The organism is Aureimonas sp. SA4125 (genome assembly GCF_019973775.1).
In the GTDB taxonomy this organism is placed as follows: Bacteria; Pseudomonadota; Alphaproteobacteria; order Rhizobiales; family Rhizobiaceae; genus Plantimonas.
The window spans coordinates 4,517,804-4,534,988 of record NZ_AP025032.1 but is presented as its reverse complement, the minus strand read 5'-3'; the positions used below and the strand labels follow the sequence as shown (position 1 = coordinate 4,534,988).

General features: G+C 66.2%; 18 protein-coding genes and 1 tRNA gene. 6 read left to right on the top strand and 13 right to left on the bottom strand.

Features of this window, described 5'->3' with window-relative positions:
• Window positions 1-137: 137 nt before the first annotated feature.
• Both Sa4125_RS21450 and Sa4125_RS21445 read right to left on the bottom strand, forming a co-directional pair.
• Window positions 138-214, bottom strand: a tRNA-Met gene (locus Sa4125_RS21450).
• A gap of 432 nt (window positions 215-646) precedes the next feature.
• Entirely contained in the window at window positions 647-2,317 is a 1,671-nt protein-coding gene (locus Sa4125_RS21445) for an AMP-binding protein (protein ID WP_224001500.1), read from the bottom strand.
• Between the two features lie 186 nt (window positions 2,318-2,503).
• Between Sa4125_RS21445 and leuD the strand changes: the two genes are divergently transcribed.
• Window positions 2,504-3,109, top strand: coding sequence for a 3-isopropylmalate dehydratase small subunit (leuD, locus tag Sa4125_RS21440; RefSeq protein ID WP_224001498.1), 606 nt, complete (start codon window positions 2,504-2,506; stop codon window positions 3,107-3,109).
• A gap of 36 nt (window positions 3,110-3,145) precedes the next feature.
• Here leuD and Sa4125_RS21435 read toward each other — a convergent pair whose 3' ends face one another.
• From Sa4125_RS21435 to Sa4125_RS21425, 3 genes are read right to left on the bottom strand one after another with little or no spacing between them, the layout of a single operon-like run.
• The gene (locus tag Sa4125_RS21435; protein WP_224001496.1) at window positions 3,146-3,790 is read right to left on the bottom strand and encodes a DsbA family oxidoreductase; all 645 of its coding nucleotides are present in this window, start codon (window positions 3,788-3,790) and stop codon (window positions 3,146-3,148) included.
• Between the two features lie 52 nt (window positions 3,791-3,842).
• On the bottom strand, window positions 3,843-3,983 hold the full coding sequence (locus Sa4125_RS21430) for a hypothetical protein (RefSeq protein WP_224001494.1): 141 nt from the start codon (window positions 3,981-3,983) through the stop codon (window positions 3,843-3,845).
• A gap of 26 nt (window positions 3,984-4,009) precedes the next feature.
• Entirely contained in the window at window positions 4,010-4,915 is a 906-nt protein-coding gene (locus Sa4125_RS21425; protein WP_224001487.1) for a mechanosensitive ion channel family protein, read from the bottom strand.
• A 302-nt stretch (window positions 4,916-5,217) separates the two neighbouring features.
• Between Sa4125_RS21425 and leuB the strand changes: the two genes are divergently transcribed.
• Window positions 5,218-6,333 carry a 3-isopropylmalate dehydrogenase gene (leuB, locus tag Sa4125_RS21420; protein ID WP_224001486.1) on the top strand — a complete coding sequence of 372 codons (1,116 nt, stop codon included), beginning with the start codon at window positions 5,218-5,220 and terminating at the stop codon, window positions 6,331-6,333.
• Window positions 6,334-6,452: 119 nt separating this feature from the next.
• Here the strand turns inward: leuB and Sa4125_RS21415 are convergent, their stop codons facing one another.
• A complete protein-coding gene (locus Sa4125_RS21415; protein ID WP_224001485.1) occupies window positions 6,453-7,022 on the bottom strand; it encodes a DUF4142 domain-containing protein in 570 nt (189 codons plus the stop codon).
• A 610-nt stretch (window positions 7,023-7,632) separates the two neighbouring features.
• On the opposite strand from Sa4125_RS21415, the gene Sa4125_RS21410 reads away from it, so the two are divergent.
• Window positions 7,633-8,664, top strand: coding sequence for an aspartate-semialdehyde dehydrogenase (locus Sa4125_RS21410; RefSeq protein ID WP_224001483.1), 1,032 nt, complete (start codon window positions 7,633-7,635; stop codon window positions 8,662-8,664).
• A gap of 89 nt (window positions 8,665-8,753) precedes the next feature.
• Here Sa4125_RS21410 and Sa4125_RS21405 read toward each other — a convergent pair whose 3' ends face one another.
• Complete coding sequence (locus Sa4125_RS21405; protein WP_224001475.1) at window positions 8,754-9,833, bottom strand: esterase-like activity of phytase family protein; 1,080 nt, start codon at window positions 9,831-9,833, stop codon at window positions 8,754-8,756.
• 293 nt (window positions 9,834-10,126) lie between these two features.
• Here Sa4125_RS21405 and Sa4125_RS21400 point away from each other — a divergent pair, with 293 nt between their 5' ends.
• From Sa4125_RS21400 to Sa4125_RS21390, 3 genes are all read left to right on the top strand, one after another.
• Complete coding sequence (locus Sa4125_RS21400; RefSeq protein WP_224001473.1) at window positions 10,127-10,789, top strand: OmpA family protein; 663 nt, start codon at window positions 10,127-10,129, stop codon at window positions 10,787-10,789.
• Window positions 10,790-10,866: 77 nt separating this feature from the next.
• Entirely contained in the window at window positions 10,867-11,121 is a 255-nt protein-coding gene (locus Sa4125_RS21395; protein ID WP_224001471.1) for an AbrB/MazE/SpoVT family DNA-binding domain-containing protein, read from the top strand.
• A complete protein-coding gene (locus Sa4125_RS21390; RefSeq protein WP_224001469.1) occupies window positions 11,115-11,432 on the top strand; it encodes a type II toxin-antitoxin system PemK/MazF family toxin in 318 nt (105 codons plus the stop codon). The genes Sa4125_RS21395 and Sa4125_RS21390 overlap by 7 nt, the downstream gene beginning before the upstream one ends.
• Window positions 11,433-11,436: 4 nt before the next feature.
• Here the strand turns inward: Sa4125_RS21390 and Sa4125_RS21385 are convergent, their stop codons facing one another.
• From Sa4125_RS21385 to Sa4125_RS21360, 6 genes are read right to left on the bottom strand one after another with little or no spacing between them, the layout of a single operon-like run.
• Window positions 11,437-11,583: a hypothetical protein gene (locus Sa4125_RS21385; RefSeq protein ID WP_224001467.1), complete on the bottom strand. Its 147-nt coding sequence runs from the start codon at window positions 11,581-11,583 to the stop codon at window positions 11,437-11,439.
• Window positions 11,580-13,217 carry a sulfate adenylyltransferase subunit CysN gene (gene cysN, locus Sa4125_RS21380; RefSeq protein ID WP_224001465.1) on the bottom strand — a complete coding sequence of 546 codons (1,638 nt, stop codon included), beginning with the start codon at window positions 13,215-13,217 and terminating at the stop codon, window positions 11,580-11,582. Before cysN ends, Sa4125_RS21385 begins: the two co-directional genes overlap by 4 nt.
• 1 nt (window position 13,218) lies before the next feature.
• Window positions 13,219-14,121 (bottom strand): sulfate adenylyltransferase subunit CysD, encoded by a 903-nt coding sequence (gene cysD, locus Sa4125_RS21375; RefSeq protein WP_224001463.1) that lies wholly within the window; start codon window positions 14,119-14,121, stop codon window positions 13,219-13,221.
• Window positions 14,118-14,939, bottom strand: a complete 822-nt coding sequence (locus Sa4125_RS21370) for a phosphoadenylyl-sulfate reductase (RefSeq protein ID WP_224001461.1) — start codon at window positions 14,937-14,939, stop codon at window positions 14,118-14,120. Before Sa4125_RS21370 ends, cysD begins: the two co-directional genes overlap by 4 nt.
• Window positions 14,932-15,477 carry a DUF934 domain-containing protein gene (locus tag Sa4125_RS21365; protein WP_224001459.1) on the bottom strand — a complete coding sequence of 182 codons (546 nt, stop codon included), beginning with the start codon at window positions 15,475-15,477 and terminating at the stop codon, window positions 14,932-14,934. Before Sa4125_RS21365 ends, Sa4125_RS21370 begins: the two co-directional genes overlap by 8 nt.
• Entirely contained in the window at window positions 15,474-17,168 is a 1,695-nt protein-coding gene (locus Sa4125_RS21360; protein ID WP_224001457.1) for a nitrite/sulfite reductase, read from the bottom strand. Before Sa4125_RS21360 ends, Sa4125_RS21365 begins: the two co-directional genes overlap by 4 nt.
• Window positions 17,169-17,185: the final 17 nt, after the last annotated feature.

The window sequence follows — 17,185 nt, the reverse complement described above, 5'->3', positions numbered from 1 at the left end:
CTCTCGGCCAAGACCACGACGAGCAGACGTGTTTCTGAATGGCCCTAAAAACGGACACAGTGCGGACACAAGCAAAAGCCCCGCTGGCGAGAGCCAGGCGGGGCTTTGCATAAGCTGTTGAATTAGCTTTTGTATCTTGGTTGCGGGGGCAGGATTTGAACCTGCGGCCTTCAGGTTATGAGCCTGACGAGCTACCGGGCTGCTCCACCCCGCGCCATGGCGTCGACTGCAGCGCTCGTTGCCGAGCGCCTCGTCTCCGGTGAGTTGGATATAGGCGATGTCGGGCGGGTTGGAAAGGGGAAATATGAAGGTAAGACGACAAATCCGCGCGGCGGCTCCGAAGGGTGCCGCCGTCTTGCATGACCTTTTAGAAAATAGAGCCCATTGCGCGGCAAAAGGCAATCGACAGCCGTCCCAGGCAATCCTGACCCGGCTTTCGCGCTTTGTCCTGTTTTAGGCCGCCTGTTCCCCGAAAGGGCGACCTTCCCCGGCAAGGGCGCGGCATGCCGTCGGCCCCGGCAAGGGCGCGGCATGCCGCCCGGCTTCTTTCAGACGATGCAAGCCTCGGGGTGTGCGGGCAGGCGCCCGGTCAACCCCAAGGCCATGCCGGTGCTCTGTTCGACCCGGTCACGCCAGCGGCGATCGATCAGCCGTCGCGCAGTTTCCGGCGCAGCACCTTGCCGACATTCGTCTTCGGCAGGTCGTCGCGGAACTCGACGTGCTTCGGGCGCTTGTAGCCGGTCAGCTCGGCCTTGCAGAACAGCTTGACCGCCTCAATGGTGATCGCGGGGTCGCTGCGCACGACGAACAGCTTGACCGCCTCGCCCGATCCCTCGTCGGTGACGCCGATCGCCGCCGCCTCGGCAATGCCCGGCATGCGCGTGACGACGTCCTCGATCTCGTTGGGATAGACGTTGAAGCCGGAGACGTTGATCATGTCCTTCTTGCGGTCGACGATCGTGAAGGCGCCGCTCTCGTCCATCACGCCGATGTCGCCGCTCTTGAAGAAGCCGTCCTCGGTCATTGCCAGCGCCGTCTCGTCCGCCCGGTTCCAGTAGCCGGCCATGACCTGCGGCCCGGAAATGGCGATCTCGCCGCGCTCGCCCGGCGGCATTTCCCGGCCGTCCTCGTCGATGATCTTCAGCGTGGTGGAGGGCAGGGGATAGCCGATGGTGCCGGTGTAGACGGTCGAATCGACCGGATTGCAGCAGGCGGACGGTGCCGTCTCCGACAGGCCGTAGCCTTCGACGATGGCCGTTCCCGTCGTCTCCTTCCACAGCGCGGCGGTCGCCGCCTGGACCGCCATGCCGCCGCCGACGGAGAGGCAGAGGCTCGACCAGTCGACCTTGGCCGCATCGGGATGGCGCGCCAGCGCCCCGAACAGCGTGTTGACGGCCGGGAAGGAGTGAAAGCGATGCTGCCGCAGCTCCTTCAGCGTGCCGCCGATGTCGCGCGGGTTGAGGATCAGGAGGTTGCAGCCGCCGGTGCGCATGGCGAGCATCATGTTCACGGTGAAACCGAAGATGTGGTAGAGCGGCAGCGCGCACACCGTCAGCGGCTGTTCGCCGGCCGGAATGCGGCGCATGGCCGGGGCATGCCAGGCCTCGGTCTGCAGCACGTTGGCGATGACGTTGCGGTGGAGCAGCATCGCCCCCTTCGAGAGGCCCGTGGTGCCGCCGGTATATTGCAGCGCCGCAAGGTCATCGAGGCCGGCCGAGACCGGCACGAAGGTTTTTTCGCGCCCGAGGGACATCGCCTTCTGCCAGCGCACCGCCGCGGGCAGGCTGAAGGCAGGCACCAGCTTCTTCACGCGGCGCAGCACGAAGTCGACGATCGTCCCCTTGAGGGGCGGCAGCATGTCGCCGATCGAGGTGAGGACGACGTGCGGGAGCGTCATGTGCGGGGCGCAGGCCTCCAGCGTCGCGGCCATGTTCTCGAGGACGATGATCGCCTTCGCGCCGGAATCGGTCAGCTGGTGTTCGAGCTCGCGGGGGGTGTAGAGCGGGTTGGTGTTCACCACCACCATGCCGGCCCGCAGCACCGCCGCGACCGCCACCGGATACTGCGGCACGTTCGGCATCATCAGCGCGACCCGGTCGCCCCGGTCGAGGCCGAGCGACTGCAGATAGGCCGCAAGGATCCGCGACTGCTGATCCAGATCGGCGAAGCTCAGCACCGTGCCCATGAAGCGGAAGGCCGGCTTGGCGCCGTGCCGCGCGAAGGCCTCGACGAAAAGGTCCGAAAGCGAGCGATAGGGGAAGGGCGGCAAGTCCGCCGCGATTCCCTCCGGATAGTGCGCGAGCCATGGTTTGTGCATCATGTGCCTCCCTGTTTTTCCATCCTGAATACAGCAGATGGAAGAAAAGAGAAATTGGCTTCCGTTTACGTCAACGAGCCGGGGCGGGCAGACGAGCGATCAGGGCGCAAGCGACGCGACCGTTTGCCCGGCGCGGCGGACCTGCTATCCCTACGCCTCCGCCCGCCAACGTCTGAAGGACAGGACATGCAGAAATTCGATCGCCTGACCGGTATCGCGGCGCCGATGCCGATCGTCAACATCGACACCGACATGATCATCCCGAAGGACTACCTGAAGACGATCGCCCGCACCGGCCTCGGCAAGGGCCTTTTCGCCGAGCTGCGCTACCAGGCGGATGGGTCGGACAATCCCGATTTCGTCCTGAACAAGCCGGCCTATCGCGGCGCGGAGATTCTGGTCACCGGGGATAATTTCGGTTGCGGATCGAGCCGGGAACACGCTCCCTGGGCGTTGCTGGACTTCGGGATTCGCTGCGTGATCTCGACGTCCTTTGCCGACATCTTCTACAACAACTGCTTCAAGAACGGCATCCTGCCGATCCGCGTGACGCCGGAGCAGCTGGAAATGCTGATGGACGACGCCGAGCGCGGCGCCAATGCACGGATCTCCGTCGATCTCGAAGCGCAGGAAATCCGCGGACCCGACGGCGGCATGATCCATTTCGACATCGACCCGTTCCGCAAGCACTGCCTCCTCAACGGCCTCGACGACATCGGCCTGACGCTGGAGAAGGGCTCCAGCATCGACAGTTTCGAGGCAAGGAACGCGGCCGAGCGGCCCTGGGCGTAAGATCGTTGTCGTGGGTGCGGCGGCGGTGCTTCGCCGTCAGCCCTCCGCCGCGATTGTCCTCAGCGCTTGCTCAAAGGCTTCCGGTGGCTGGCCCCCGGAGATCAGATATCTGTCGTCGACGATCACCGCCGGCACCGACGTGATTCCCTTCGCCTGCCATTCGCGCTCGGCCGCCCGCACGTCGTCGCCGTAGCGGTCGGAGGCAAGGACCGCCTTGGCCACCTCGCTGTCGAGCCCGGCTTCGAGGGCTGCCGTCACCAGCACGTCAGTGTCGCCGGGATCCTCGCCGCGGGTGAAGTAGGCAGAAAACAGCGCGTGCTTCAGTTCCTGCTGCCGGCCCTCGAGACCGGCCCAGTGCAGCAGGCGGTGGGCGTTGAAGGTATTGTAGATCCGGCTGCGGCGCGACGTGATGTCGAAACCGACAGCGGCCGCCCGCTCGCGGATCATCCGGCTGCTCGCGGCAAACTCCTCCGGCGTCGAGCCGTATTTTTCCTCGATGTGTTCGGCCAGATCCTGGCCGCCGGCCGGCATGGCCGGGTTGAGCTCGAACGGCTGGAAGCGGATGTCTGCCGCGACGAGATCGCCGACCCGCTCCAGCGCCGTCTCCAGACCTTTGAGGCCGATGATGCACCAGGGGCAGGAAACGTCCGAGACGAAATCGATCTTCATCGGCCGGGTCATGGCGAACTCCTTATCGCACCGTACGGGGAACTCGAAGGTCCCGCGCCGGCCCCTATAGCATGGAGCGCCGGCCGCCGGTCGAGAGACCGCGGGCGACTCGGCAGGGTTGGGCGACGTCGGCGCCGAGGCGGCGGCGGGCATCGGTACCAGTCTCGCGGGGAAGGATCGTGATGGTGAGGGCAGAAGGGGACATGACAGGTCCTTTCAGAAGAATGCGGGTCAGGCGGCGTTGGAGCGGGGATCGCGCAGCTTGCGGGCAAGGGCGTCCCAGCTTTCGGACAGTTTCGTGCGGGCCGTCTCGGCGTCGGGCATTGCGAGGTTTTCGAGGTCGGTGAGAAAGCCGATGATGATGGTCTGTTCCAGCGCCCGGGCGTCCTGCGTCAGGCAGTAGAGCATCACGTGGAACTGCAGCTTGCCGAGATCGCTCGTGCCGAGCGTCACCTCGTAGCCGGGGCCGGCGATGTCGACGCCGGTCTTGGCGACGGCAAGGCGGTGGAAGCGGGCGGCGCGCTCGGTGTCCTCGGCGAGGGCCGCCTCGGCCGACGCCTCCAGCCGGTTCAGGGCATGCGCCGCCGGCACGGGCCGTTCCAGCGTCACCGTGAAGCGATGCGGCGCAAACTGCCGCGGCTGCGGCTCGACCCTGACCGGGCAGGCGAGGAAGAGACTGTTGGGCAAGGTCAGGCGGCGTCCGGTGCCGGCATGGCCGAGGCTCACCGGCGGGATCTCCATGATGGTCGTGGAGAACAGCCCGTGGTCGATCACCTCGCCATGCAGCCCGTTCAGCTCGATCCGGTCGCCGACCTTGAACAGGTGGCCGCCGAGCCGCAGCATCGCGCCGCCGACGCACATCAGAAGCTCCTTGGTCGCGATCACCAGGGCGACCATCACGGCGGCAAGCGAGAAGACGAGATTCTGGATTTCCGCCAGCCAGACGCCGAGGAGGCAGACGGCGATGAGGGCGTTGGTGACGGCGCGGATGGTGAAGCGGCGCTGGCGCGCGGCGATGGCGTCCTTGCCGCGGGTCGTCCAGAACTCCGCCGTCCAGCGGCAGGCGAGAAGACCCAGCAGGATCGCGAGGCTGAGGCCGAGATTGTCGGCGACCTTCTGGCTGATGAAGTCGGGCATTGCGGTCTCCGGCCGCCCGCCGCCTGCAGAAAATCACGCCTTTGCGATCAATCTCTTACTGGCAGGCGGGCGTCATTTCCTGAACCCGCTTATGGCGCCGCCAAGGTTAAGCGAAGATTGATAAATTGCGGTCGATTCAGGGCAATGTCGGGGCGCGCCGGCCACGGGTGTGAATCCTGGCGGGAAGGAACATGTCCGTGCCGCGAGCCAACAGGGGCGCGCGGCGCGTCGCCCTGGCCTTGCCGCGCCGAGCGTTGGAAGTTAGCAGGGAGCAACGAAGAGCAAGCCCCCGAGGATTTCCGATGAACACGTCCAAACTCCTGCTCCTGCCTGGCGACGGGATCGGTCCCGAGGCGATGGCCGAGGTCGACAAGATCGTGGGCTTCATGAACGATGCGGGCGTCGCCTCCTTCGCGACCGAGACGGCACTGGTCGGCGGCTCGGCCTATGACGCGCATGGCGAGGCGATCGCCGACGCCGACATGGAGACCGCGCTTGCTGCCGACGCGGTGCTGTTTGGCGCCGTCGGCGGGCCGAAGTGGGATGCCGTGCCCTACGACAAGCGGCCGGAAGCCGGGCTTCTCAGGCTGCGCAAGGACCTGAAGCTCTTTGCCAATCTGCGCCCGGCCATCTGCTACCCGGCGCTCGCGGACGCCTCCTCGCTGAAGCCGGAGATCATCGAGGGGTTGGACATCCTGATCCTGCGCGAGCTCACCGGCGGCGTCTATTTCGGCGAGCCGAAGGAGATCATCGATCTCGGCAACGGCCAGAAGCGCGGCATCGATACGCAGATCTACGACACCTACGAGATCGAGCGCATCGCCCGGGCCGCCTTCGAGCTGGCGCGCACGCGCCGCGGCAAGGTGACGTCGATGGAAAAGCGCAATGTGATGAAGTCGGGCGTCTTGTGGAACGAGGTGGTCACCCGCGTCCACCGCGAGGAGTTCGCCGATCTCGAGCTCGAGCACATGCTGGCGGACGCCGGCGGCATGCAGCTCGTGCGCGCGCCAAAGCAGTTCGACGTGATCGTCACCGACAATCTCTTCGGCGACATGCTGTCGGACATCGCGGCCATGCTGACGGGCTCGCTCGGCATGCTTCCCTCCGCCTCGCTCGGTGCCGAGGACGCCGTCACCGGCAAGCGCAAGGCGCTCTACGAGCCGGTGCACGGCTCGGCTCCCGACATCGCCGGCAAGGGTGTCGCCAATCCGATCGCGATGATCGCGTCGTTCGCGATGTGCCTGCGCTATTCCTTCGGGAAAGTCGCAGAAGCCGATGCGCTCGAGGCGGCGATCGCCAGCGTTCTCGACCAGGGCATCCGCACCGCCGACATCATGGCGCCCGGCGCGACGCGCGTCGGCACGGCCGAGATGGGCGAGGCGATCCTGAAGGCATTTCGCCAGAAACTCGACGCCTGACGCGGCCACGCCGCCAACACGCCGCGCGGACACTGCGCATCAAGTCGCCCGCCAGGCTGCTGGCGGGCTGCTGGCGGGCGACGACAGCTTGCGGCTGGCCTCACCCGTCGAACCACGGCCTATTGCACCGCATTCTTGCCGGGCATCTTGGCGGCGAGGTCGAGAACCATGGCGTAGTGCATCTGCAGGGCCGGCAGCGCCTTCGCGGCATACTGGTTCAGCGGGTCGCTGCCTTCGGCATATCCCTTGAACAGGGCCAGCATGCGCTGATGGGCGAAGACCTGGCTGTCGACATACAGGGCGTCGAAGCCGGCCGTGTCCGCCGCGCCGAGCTTGTCGAGAAGTCCCTGCTGCTCGCCGTCCGGCGCAGGCTTGGCGATGTCTGTCTGCGACTCCTTGCCGGCGGCGAGGAGTTCGGCCTGCGCGGCGGTGTGATCGTCCAGCATCTTCTGCGCCAGCGCCTTCACCTCCGGCAGCGTCGCCCTTTCCAAGGCCATCGTCGCCGCCTCGATCTCGAAGGCGTTGCCGGAGCTTGCCGTCGCCACGAATTCGAAGGTGGTCGCCACCTTGCGGGGCTCGATCTGGGATTCGGGGATCGTCGGAACGGACGAGTCCGACTGCGACTGGGCAAAAGCCGGCGAAACGAGAATCAGCGACGCCGCGAGCGCGGCAACCTTGGCGCGAGACATTCGGGTGTCCTCCCTTGCGAACCTTGCGAAATTGTTTCGTCCGCAACGGCCCGAGGTCGCAAATGTTCCGCTGGGTCAAGCCGAGCCGCGTCTGTGGACCGGCGGGCGGAGGGCCGACTCCCGGCCAAATCGGCTCCGGCACTTCCCCTGAGGAAACGGGCACTCATGTGAGGAAACGGGCACTCATGGCGTGTGAAATGGGCGGCAACCGGAAGCCTCTCTCCCGCGTTCATTCCCTTTAGCCCCTCAACAGGACACTTCCCATGATCAAACAGATCCTCAAGGTACTGATCGTCGGCTGGATCGCCAAGCGCTTCACCCAGAGTCAGAATCGCCGCAACGACGGCCGACGCGACGCATAATCGCGCCTGGCGGCGCGGCGGGGGGCGTGTCGACGGCCGTCTCCTGCAGCCTCGCGGTCGTCGTCGATGTTTTCCGCCCCGGAGAGCGAGCCCAATCTCGCAGATTGACTTTGTCCTTTGCCGGCGCCATACCGCCGACATGATCGCGCTCACCATCAAAACCCCGATTATCTGACGCTTCCCTCCCCGTGCTCTCCCCGGGGGTGGGATCGAGCGCAGGATTTTCCGCGGGAGAGGGGAGAGTTCCGATGGGCTACAGGCTCGCGATCGTAGGCGCCACCGGCAATGTCGGGCGCGAAATCCTCAACATTCTTGACGAGCGCGGCTTTCCGGCCGACGAGGTCGTGGCGCTCGCCTCGCGCCGCAGCCAGGGCACCGAAGTCGCCTATGGCGACAAGACGCTGAAGACGCAGTTCCTCGACACCTTCGACTTCTCGAAGAGCGATATCTGCCTGATGTCGGCCGGCGGCGAGGTGTCGAAGAAGTGGTCGCCGAAGATCGCGGCGGCCGGCTGCGTCGTCATCGATAACTCCTCGGCCTTTCGCTACGATCCGGACGTGCCGCTGATCGTACCGGAAGTGAATGCCGACGCCGTGGCGATGTTCTCGCGCAAGAACATCATCGCCAACCCGAACTGCTCGACCGCCCAGCTCGTCGTCGCGCTGAAGCCGCTGCACGACCACGCCAAGATCAAGCGCGTCGTCGTGTCGACCTACCAGTCCGTCTCCGGGGCCGGCAAGGAAGGCATGGACGAACTCTTCAAGCAGAGCCGCGCCGTCTTCGTCGCCGATGCCGTCGAGGTCAGCAAGTTCACCAAGCGCATCGCCTTCAACGTCATTCCCCACATCGACGTCTTCATGGAAGACGGCTCGACCAAGGAGGAGTGGAAGGTGATGGCCGAAACCAAGAAGATCCTCGACCCGAAGATCAAGGTCACCTGCACCGCCGTTCGCGTCCCCGTCTTCATCGGGCATTCCGAGGCGGTGAACATCGAGTTCGAGAACCCGATCACCGCCGACGAGGCGCGCGCCATCCTGCGCGAGGCGCCGGGCTGCCTCGTCGTCGACAAGCACGAGGACGGTGGCTACACGACGCCCTACGAGTCCGCCGGCGAGGACGCGACCTTCATCTCGCGCATCCGCGAGGACCAGACGCTCGAGAACGGCCTGAATATCTGGGTGGTCGCCGACAATCTGCGCAAGGGCGCCGCGCTCAACGCCGTGCAGATCGCCGAGCTCCTCGTCAACCGCGGTCTCCTCAAGGGCAAGAAGGCGGCATAGCGGCCCCAGCCCGGAAGAAGCAAAAGAACGGCCGCGTCGCACCGCTGCGACGCGGCCGTTCTTTTTGCGAAGCGACGAAGTGAGGCGGCCTACGGTGCCGTCTTCGGGATGGTAAAAAGCAGGAACTGGCTGATCTGCTGCCGATTGAAATTGTTGTCGGAGGCAAGCACCAGCGAGTGCTCTCCACCGATTTCCGGGCCGAAGCTTGCCGCCTCGATATTGTCGATGTCGAGCCCGCCGAAATCGCCCTCGTCGATCTTGAACCACAGCGCCTTGGGCAAGGGCCGGGCGCCGGCGATCGTCGCGCGACCGGAGACGTCCTCGGCTCCCGGCAGCGAGACGACATAAAAGGCGATGCGGTTGCCGACGCCGGCGACATAGGAGCGTTCGACCACGATCAGGCGGTCGGCGTCGAGGGCGAGGATCTCGCTGACGCCGTTGTCGGCGGATCCGGCCGGCAGCGTCGGCGCGTTCGGAATCCTGTCCGTCTGGTAGACATGCTCGGCCGTCGCATTGCCCGAATCGAGATCGAGGACAAGCAGGCGCGCCGGGCTGCCGGCAGTAAGGCTCGCCTTGTCGCCGTCCTGGATCAGCGCGCTTTCGGTCGCGGCATAGAGCGTCTTGCCGTCCGGCGAGAGCGTCAGGCCCTCGAAGCCCAGATTGCCGCGCACGCCGCTGCCGCCCGCTTCGGTCGGGAGATAGGCGTCCGGCAGCTTGAAGACGCCCAATCCCTTGCCCGAAAGATCCGATTTGGTGATCGAGGGTCGCCCGGTCGCATCGCCTTCGCTCGCCCAGAGCAACCGACCATCCACCAGGCGGACGGCCTCGGGATCGACGGTGCGGGGAGCGAAGGGCTTGCCGTTGAGGGCGAGAAGCACGTGGCTTTCGGCGATGTCGAGGCCGCTGATCCCATCGGTGCCGAGGGCCATCTTCAGGGCATAGAACCGCGCGGGGGCCTTTTCCGAGCGGTCGTCGGAAATGGCATAGAAGACGTCCGCGGCCGGATCGTAGTCGAGACCCGAAATGCCGCCGAACTCGGCGCCGGCGACCTTCAGCCCCGTCGGCAGGACGATCTGGCCGCGATAGACCGGCGCCGGCGGGACCGCGATGTCCGCGGCAGGGGCGGCGACGCTGCAGAGGAGGGCGAGGGACAGAAGAGCAAGGCGCATGCGGCATCTCCGAAAGGCGGCGAGATCGGCGGTCGGCGGGTGTGGGGCGTTCCACCTCATCGGTCCTACCCTGTTGCCGCGACAAGATCATAGCTTTGTGACGATGATGGTACTTCCGCTTGGCTCGCCGGCTCAACAGCGGGAAATGCCGGTGCCGACAATTCAAAAAAGCAGCCGGCGCCCGTCAAGGCGTGCTTAACGAAAATTCAACGCGATTTCGTCACTGTTCGGCAAGGTATCCGCTGTCCGCGAGCGACCGGCGTCTCTACACGCTCCGCCCCACCGAGGTTCCCATGAAGCGCATCACCACCCTCGCCTGTGCCGCCCTCGTCCTGGCCGGCTGCACCACCGATCCCTATACGGGCGAGCAAAAGCTCTCCAATACCGTCGGCGGCGCGGGCATCGGCGCGGGCGTCGGGGCGCTCGGCGGTTACGTCGTCGGCCGGGCGACGGGCATGGATGCGGGACGGGCGGCGCTGATCGGCGCCGGCATCGGTGGTATCGGCGGCGCCGGCATCGGCGCCTACATGGACAATCAGGAAGCGGACCTTCGCCGCCAGCTGCAGGGCACCGGCGTCTCGGTGACCCGCGTCGGCGACCGCATCGTCCTCAACATGCCGTCGAACATCACCTTCCCCACCGACGGCGACACCATCCGGTCGGCCTTCTACCCCGTCCTGAACTCCGTCGCGATCGTCCTGGCGAAGTACGACCGCTCGGCCGTGGACGTCGACGGCCATACCGACAGCCAGGGCTCGGACGGCTACAATCTCGACCTGTCGCGCCGCCGCGCGGAAAGCGTCGCCGACTATCTCGCCAGCCAGCGCATCGACGGCCGGCGCCTCAACGTCCAGGGGTTTGGCGAGGCCCGGCCGATCGCGCCGAACGACAGCGACTACGGCCGCGCGCAGAACCGCCGCGTCGAGGTGTCGATCTCGCCGTATTCGCAGGGGTAAGAGCTTCCGGCATAACATTGTTGTAACGGAGCGCATGCGGCTGGTATCCTTCTCCCTTATCAGAGAGAGAGGATGAGATGCGCGCAGCCGTCCGCAAATTTGGCAACTCCACGGGGATCATTATCCCGAAGCCGCTGCTGGCAGCCTTCGGTGCGTCCGCCGGCGACGGGGTCAGCCTGACGATGGAGGCGGGGCGGCTCGTCATCGAGCGGGTTGATAGCGATCCGCAGGCGGGCTGGGCCGAGGCAGCCGAACAGCTCGCGGCGGAAGGTGACGACGGCTTGGTCTGGCCAGAGTTCGGAAATGACGGTGACAAAGACCTGAAATGGTGAAGCGCGGGGAGATCTGGCTTGTCGCTCTGGATCCAACCTTCGGCAGTGAGATCAAGAAAACCCGGCCTTGTCTGGTCCTGTCGCCGGACAGCCTCAATCGGCATTCCCGCGTCGTCACAGTCGCTCCACTGACGTCTGGAAGCAGGCCAGCACCGTTTCGCGTCAAGATCCAGTTTCAGGGTGTCTACGGCCTTGTTCTGCCAGAGCAGTGTCGAGCAGTCGACAAGCAACGGTTGATAAGACCGCTCGGAACCGCCGACGACACGGCCTTGAGCCAAGTCCTCGCGGTGCTCAGGAATTTCTATACGTAATCGCCTACCCCAGCATCCCCGCCGTCAGCGCAAAGCAGGCGGCGATGGAGGCGGTGAGGAGGGCGGCCTCGATGATCGGCAGCGGGCGATGCGGCCGCGCCGGAGGTCCGGCGCGGCGGTATGGCGTCTTCCCGCGCGGAGCGCCGGTCAAATGCCGGCTCCGTCGCGAACCGTCGTCGGGTCGGACGCGGCGCCCGGACCGGGTTCGGTGCCGCCGACGGCCTGCCGCAGCAAAGGACGCAGGGCGAAATCGGCAAGGCCGAGCACCGCCGCGGCGAACCAGCCAAGGCCGAGGGCCAGCGCGAGAAGCGCGATCAGCACCGCGGCCAGCGCCCGGAAGCGCAGGACGCCCGAGGCGCGCTCCGGATGCATCGCCACGTCGGCGCCAAACCAGGCGCGCTTCGCCCGCTCGCTTGCCGTCGGCTCGGCGAGGGGGGCTGCCGTCTCGAACCGCGGCGCATCCGCGCCGACCGCGCGCACCAGGCCGAGGGCGACGGTTTCGTTCGTCAGCTGGTCGATGAGGATGAAGGCGCCGAGGTCGCGATTCTCCTGATAGGGAACGGTTACCGGCGGGCGGTCGAAGACGACGGTCACCCGGCCGATCTCGTTCATCAACAGTGCGTTGGCGTCGCGCGGCTCGTAGCTGTGGATGTCGATCGCCTTGTCGAGGCTCTTCACCGTCGCCGGCGTCTGCGCCGTGCCGATGCGCGCGACGAAGCGGCCTCCCGAGATCAGCGGCCGGTCGACCATCCAGAGGATCTCGGCCTTGACGCTCTTGTGCGCGGCGACGGGGTCGCCGCTGACGACGAGCACGTCGCCGCGCGACAGGTCGACCTCGTCCTCGAGCGTGACGGTGATCGCCTCGCCGGTCCCGGCACTCATGACCTCGCCGCCCGGCCCGTAGACAGCCTTGATGCGGCTGGTGCCGCCATTCGGCAAAGCGGTGACGGGATCGCCCTTGGCGACGCGCCCGCCAGCGATCGTGCCGCAATAGCCGCGAAAATCGAGGTTCGGCCGGTTGACCCACTGCACCGGCATGCGGAAGGAGGCGCCGTCGGCCTCGAAGGTGGCGGGCGTCGCGCTCTCCAGCCGCTCGAGCAGCGTCTCGCCCGAATACCAGGGCGTGTGCGGCGAGCGGCTGGTGATGTTGTCGCCGTTCTTCGCCGACAGCGGGATATAGCTGACGTCGGTGAAGCCGAGGGCCGGCAGGATTTCCTTGTAGGCGGCGACGATGCGGTCGAAGACCGCCTGGTCGAAACCGACGAGATCCATCTTGTTGATGGCGATGATGACGCTTTTGACGCCGAGCATCGAGGTGATGAAGGAATGCCGGCGGGTCTGCGGCAGGATGCCCTTGCGCGCGTCGACGAGGATCACCGCGAGCTCGGCCGAGCTCGCGCCGGTCGCCATGTTGCGGGTGTACTGCTCGTGGCCGGGCGTGTCGGCGATGATGAAGGCGCGCTTCGGCGTCGAGAAATAGCGGTAGGCGACGTCGATGGTGATGCCCTGCTCGCGTTCGGCCGAGAGGCCGTCGACGAGGAGGGCGAAGTCGAGATCGTCGCCGGTGGTGCCGAATTTCTTCGAGTCGCGCTTCAAGGCTTCCAACTGGTCGTCGAAGACGGCGTTGGCGTCATAGAGCAGGCGGCCGATCAGCGTCGACTTGCCGTCGTCGACCGAACCGCAGGTGATGAAGCGCAGCAGCGATTCCGCCGGAGCGGGGATGGCAACACTGTCGGGGGCCGGGCCGGCGAATTCGGCGTCGGCGATGCGGGCAAGAGAATCCATCTCAGAAATAGCCTTCCTGCTTCTTCTCTTCCATCGAGGCGCCGCCGTCCTTGTCGATCATCCGGCCTTCGCGCTCGGAGGATCTCGACGAGCGCATTTCCTGGATGATCTCGGGCAGCGTCGAGGCAGTTGACTCGACCGCGCCGGTCAGCGGGTAGTCGCCGAGTGTGCGGAACCGGACCGTGCGCTCCTGGATGACCTCGCCCGGCAACAGCGCCATGCGCTCGTCGTCGCGCATGATCAGCATGCCGTCGCGCTGGACGACCGGGCGCTTCTTGGCAAAATACAGGGGCACGACCTCGATGTTCTCGAGCGCGATGTAGTCCCAGACGTCGGTCTCCGTCCAATTCGACAGCGGGAAGACGCGAAAGCTCTCGCCGGCGCGCTTGCGCGTGTTGAACAGGCGCCAGGGCTCCGGGCGCTGGTTCTTGGCGTCCCAGCGGTGCTCGGCCGAGCGCAGCGAGAAGATCCGCTCCTTGGCGCGGCTCTTCTCCTCGTCGCGGCGCGCGCCGCCGAAGGCGGCGTCGAACTTGTGGATGTCCAGCGCCTGCTTCAGCGCCTCGGTCTTCATCACGTCGGTATGGACACGCGAACCGGAGTCGAACGGGTTGATCCCCGCCGCAACACCGGCCTGATTGGTGTAGACGATGAGATTGAGCCCGAGCTTTGCCGCCAGACGATCGCGAAATTCGATCATCTCGCGGAATTTCCACTTGGTGTCGACGTGCATCAACGGAAACGGCAGCTTGCCCGGCGCAAACGCCTTCAGCGCCAGATGCAGCATGACCGCCGAATCCTTGCCGATGGAATAGAGCATCACCGGGTTTTCCGCCGTGGCGGCGACTTCGCGGATGATGAAGATGGATTCGGCCTCGAGCCGCTGCAGATGCGTCATGTGCTTCATGAATGAGGTCCTTTCGGCGGGGTTTCGCCGGGCGCCAGCCGCTCGAAGGCGACGTCGCCATGTTCATGGCCGGGGATCAGCCGCGCGCGCGACACCGTGCCGTCGGCGTCGATATGGAGGCCGCATTCGCGCATGGTCTCTTCCTCCCACCACCAGCGGCCGGCGCGCTCCGGCTCGCCCGGCTGCAAAGCGCGGGTGCAGGGCGCGCAGCCGATGGAGAGATAGTTCCGGGCGTGCAGCGGGTTGACCGGCACGCCCTCGGTCTCGGCGAAGACGCGGATTTCCTCCCGCGTCCAGTCGAACAGGGGATTGGCCTTGATCAGGCCGCGCGCAGCATCGTAGCCGACGAACTCCATGCCCTCGCGGTTGGCCGACTGGTCGCGGCGAAGCCCGGTGATCCAGCCGCCGGCACCGCCGAGCGCGCGACCCAGCGGCTCGACCTTGCGCACGCCGCAGCAGGCCTTGCGGAACTCCGGGGCGTAGTAGAACCCGTCGATGCCCTGGTCGTTGACGAGGTCTTCCAGCGCCTGGGCCTGCGGATACATCGCCTTGATGCGGCGCCCGTACTTTTCTTCGGTCTCGCGCCAGAGCGTGTAGCTCTCGGGAAACAGGCGGCCGGTGTCGAGCGTCTTCAGAACGATCGGCAGCCTGGCGCTGAAGATCAGATGCGTCAGCATCTGGTCCTCGATTCCGAGGCTGGTGGTGAAGACGATCGGGGCATCGACCCTCTCGACCAGCATCGTCAGGCGCTCGAGCGGGGTCAGGTCCGCGAAAGCCTTGTCGAGTTCGGCCGCGAGGGTTTCACGTGAATCACTCATAGCGGTCGCTTCCCTGACGGTCGCTTCCGGCTCCCTGCCGCGCGGCGCGGCGCTTCTGCAGGATGCTCTCGCCCTCGCCGTATCCGCCCTGATAGCGATCGGTGACGATGTCCTTGGCGCCGAGCCACTGGTCGAGCGGCTGCCGTGCGGCCATGGCGTCGGGCACCTCGACCTCGTCGAAGCCGCAGGCGAGCGCCTCGGCGAACTGATCGGCGACGATCGGGCCGCGCACCCGCAGCGTTCCGGCAAAGCCGGCTCGGCGCAGGCGTCGTGACAGGGACAGGCCGCGCCCGTCGGAGAAGGATGGAAAGGTGATGGCGATGAGGTCGATGCTGCCGAAATAGGGCTCGATCGCGGTGATCGGGGTGTCGTTCGCCACGACGAGTCCGAGGCGCTCGTTACGCCGGTCGGCCAGGGCCGCATCGATCACGGTCAGCCCGACCAGGATCGGGCCGTCGACGAGCGACAGAGAAGCGGCGTCCTCGACCGGCGTGTACAGATCGGCCTTGGCGCCGCCGGGACCGACGAGCATGCTCATGCCAGTTCCTCCAGGCTCTTGCCGGTCTTTTCGCTGACATAGGCGGTGAAGCCCGCCTTGAACGGCTCGAGGCCCGCGCGGCGAACGGTCTGGATGAACGCCTCGCCGTCCTTGCGCTGATTCATGTAGACGTCGACGATCGCCTCGATCGCGCCGGACACATGCTCGCCGTCGATGCCGGGGCCGAGACGCTCGCCAAGGGCGGCATTCTCCGTGGCGTCGCCGCCGACGGTGATCTGGTAGTTCTCCTTGCCCGACTTCTCGAGGCCCAGAATGCCGATATGGCCGACATGGTGGTGGCCGCAGGCGTTGATGCAGCCGGAGATCTTGATCTGCAGCGGGCCGATGGCGCTCTGCCGTTCCTCGTCGCGAAACGTCTCGGCGATCTCCTGGGCGACGCCGATCGAGCGGGCGGTCGCCAGCGCGCAGTAGTCGAGACCGGGGCAGGCGATGATGTCGGTGACGAGCCCGGCATTGGCGGTGGCGAGCCCCGCGGCCTTCAGCGCGTGGTAGACCTCGGGCAGATCATCCAAACGGACGCTGGGCAAGACGAGGTTCTGCGCATGCGTGATGCGCAGCTCGTCGAAGGACCAGCGCTCGGCGATGTCGGCGAAGGCGCGCATCTGGTCGGCGCTCATGTCGCCGGGAACGCCGCCGACGGGCTTCAGCGATACGGTGAGCGCGATATAGCCGGGCTGGCGATGGGCAAAGCCGTTCTGCGAAACGAAGCGGTCGAGGCCGGGATCGATCTGCCGGGCGGCGGCCAAAAGGGCGGAGTGCCCCGGGAGGTCTTCAAACTCGGGATTGGCAAAATAGGAAGCGATGCGCTCGACTTCCTCTTCGGGCGCATTGATCGTCGGTCCGTTCAACTGCGCGTATTCGGCCTCGACGCGGCGGATGAACTCCTCCGGGCCGGTCTCGTGCACGAGGATCTTCACCCGCGCCTTGAACTTGTTGTCGCGGCGGCCCTCGGAATTGTAGACGCGCATCACCGCCTCGAGAAAAGCCAGGATCTCGGCCTTCGGCAGGAAGTCGCGAATCACCTTGCCGATCATCGGGGTGCGGCCGAGCCCACCGCCGACGATGACCTCGTAGCCGATTTCCTGCGTCTCCGGATGCCGGCGGACGCGCAGGCCGATATCGTGGACGAGGATGGCGGCACGGTCGTGCTCGGCGCCGGTGACGGCGATCTTGAACTTCCTCGGCAGCCAGGCGAATTCGGGATGCAGGCTCGACCACTGCCGGATCAGCTCGGCGGTCGGACGCGGATCCTCGACCTCGTCCTTGGCGATGCCGGCGAACTGGTCGGCGGTGACATTGCGGATGCAGTTGCCCGAGGTCTGGATGCAGTGCATCTCGACATCGGCAAGGAGGCCGAGGATCTCCGGCACGTCCGAGAGCTTCGGCCAGTTGAACTGGAGGTTCTGGCGGGTGGTGAAGTGGGCGTAGCCCTTGTCGAACTTTTCCGCGATCAGCGCCAGCTGGCGCAACTGCTTCGAGCGCAGCGTGCCGTAGGGCACGGCGACGCGCAGCATGTAGGCGTGCAGTTGCAGATAGAGGCCATTCTTCAGCCGCAGCGGCCGGAACTCGTCTTCCGACAGCGAGCCGTCCAGCCGGCGTTCGACCTGGCTGGTGAACTGGGCGACCCGGTCGCGCACGAAGCGCTCGTCGAATTCGTCGTAGCGATACATCGCGGCATCCTTTCGGC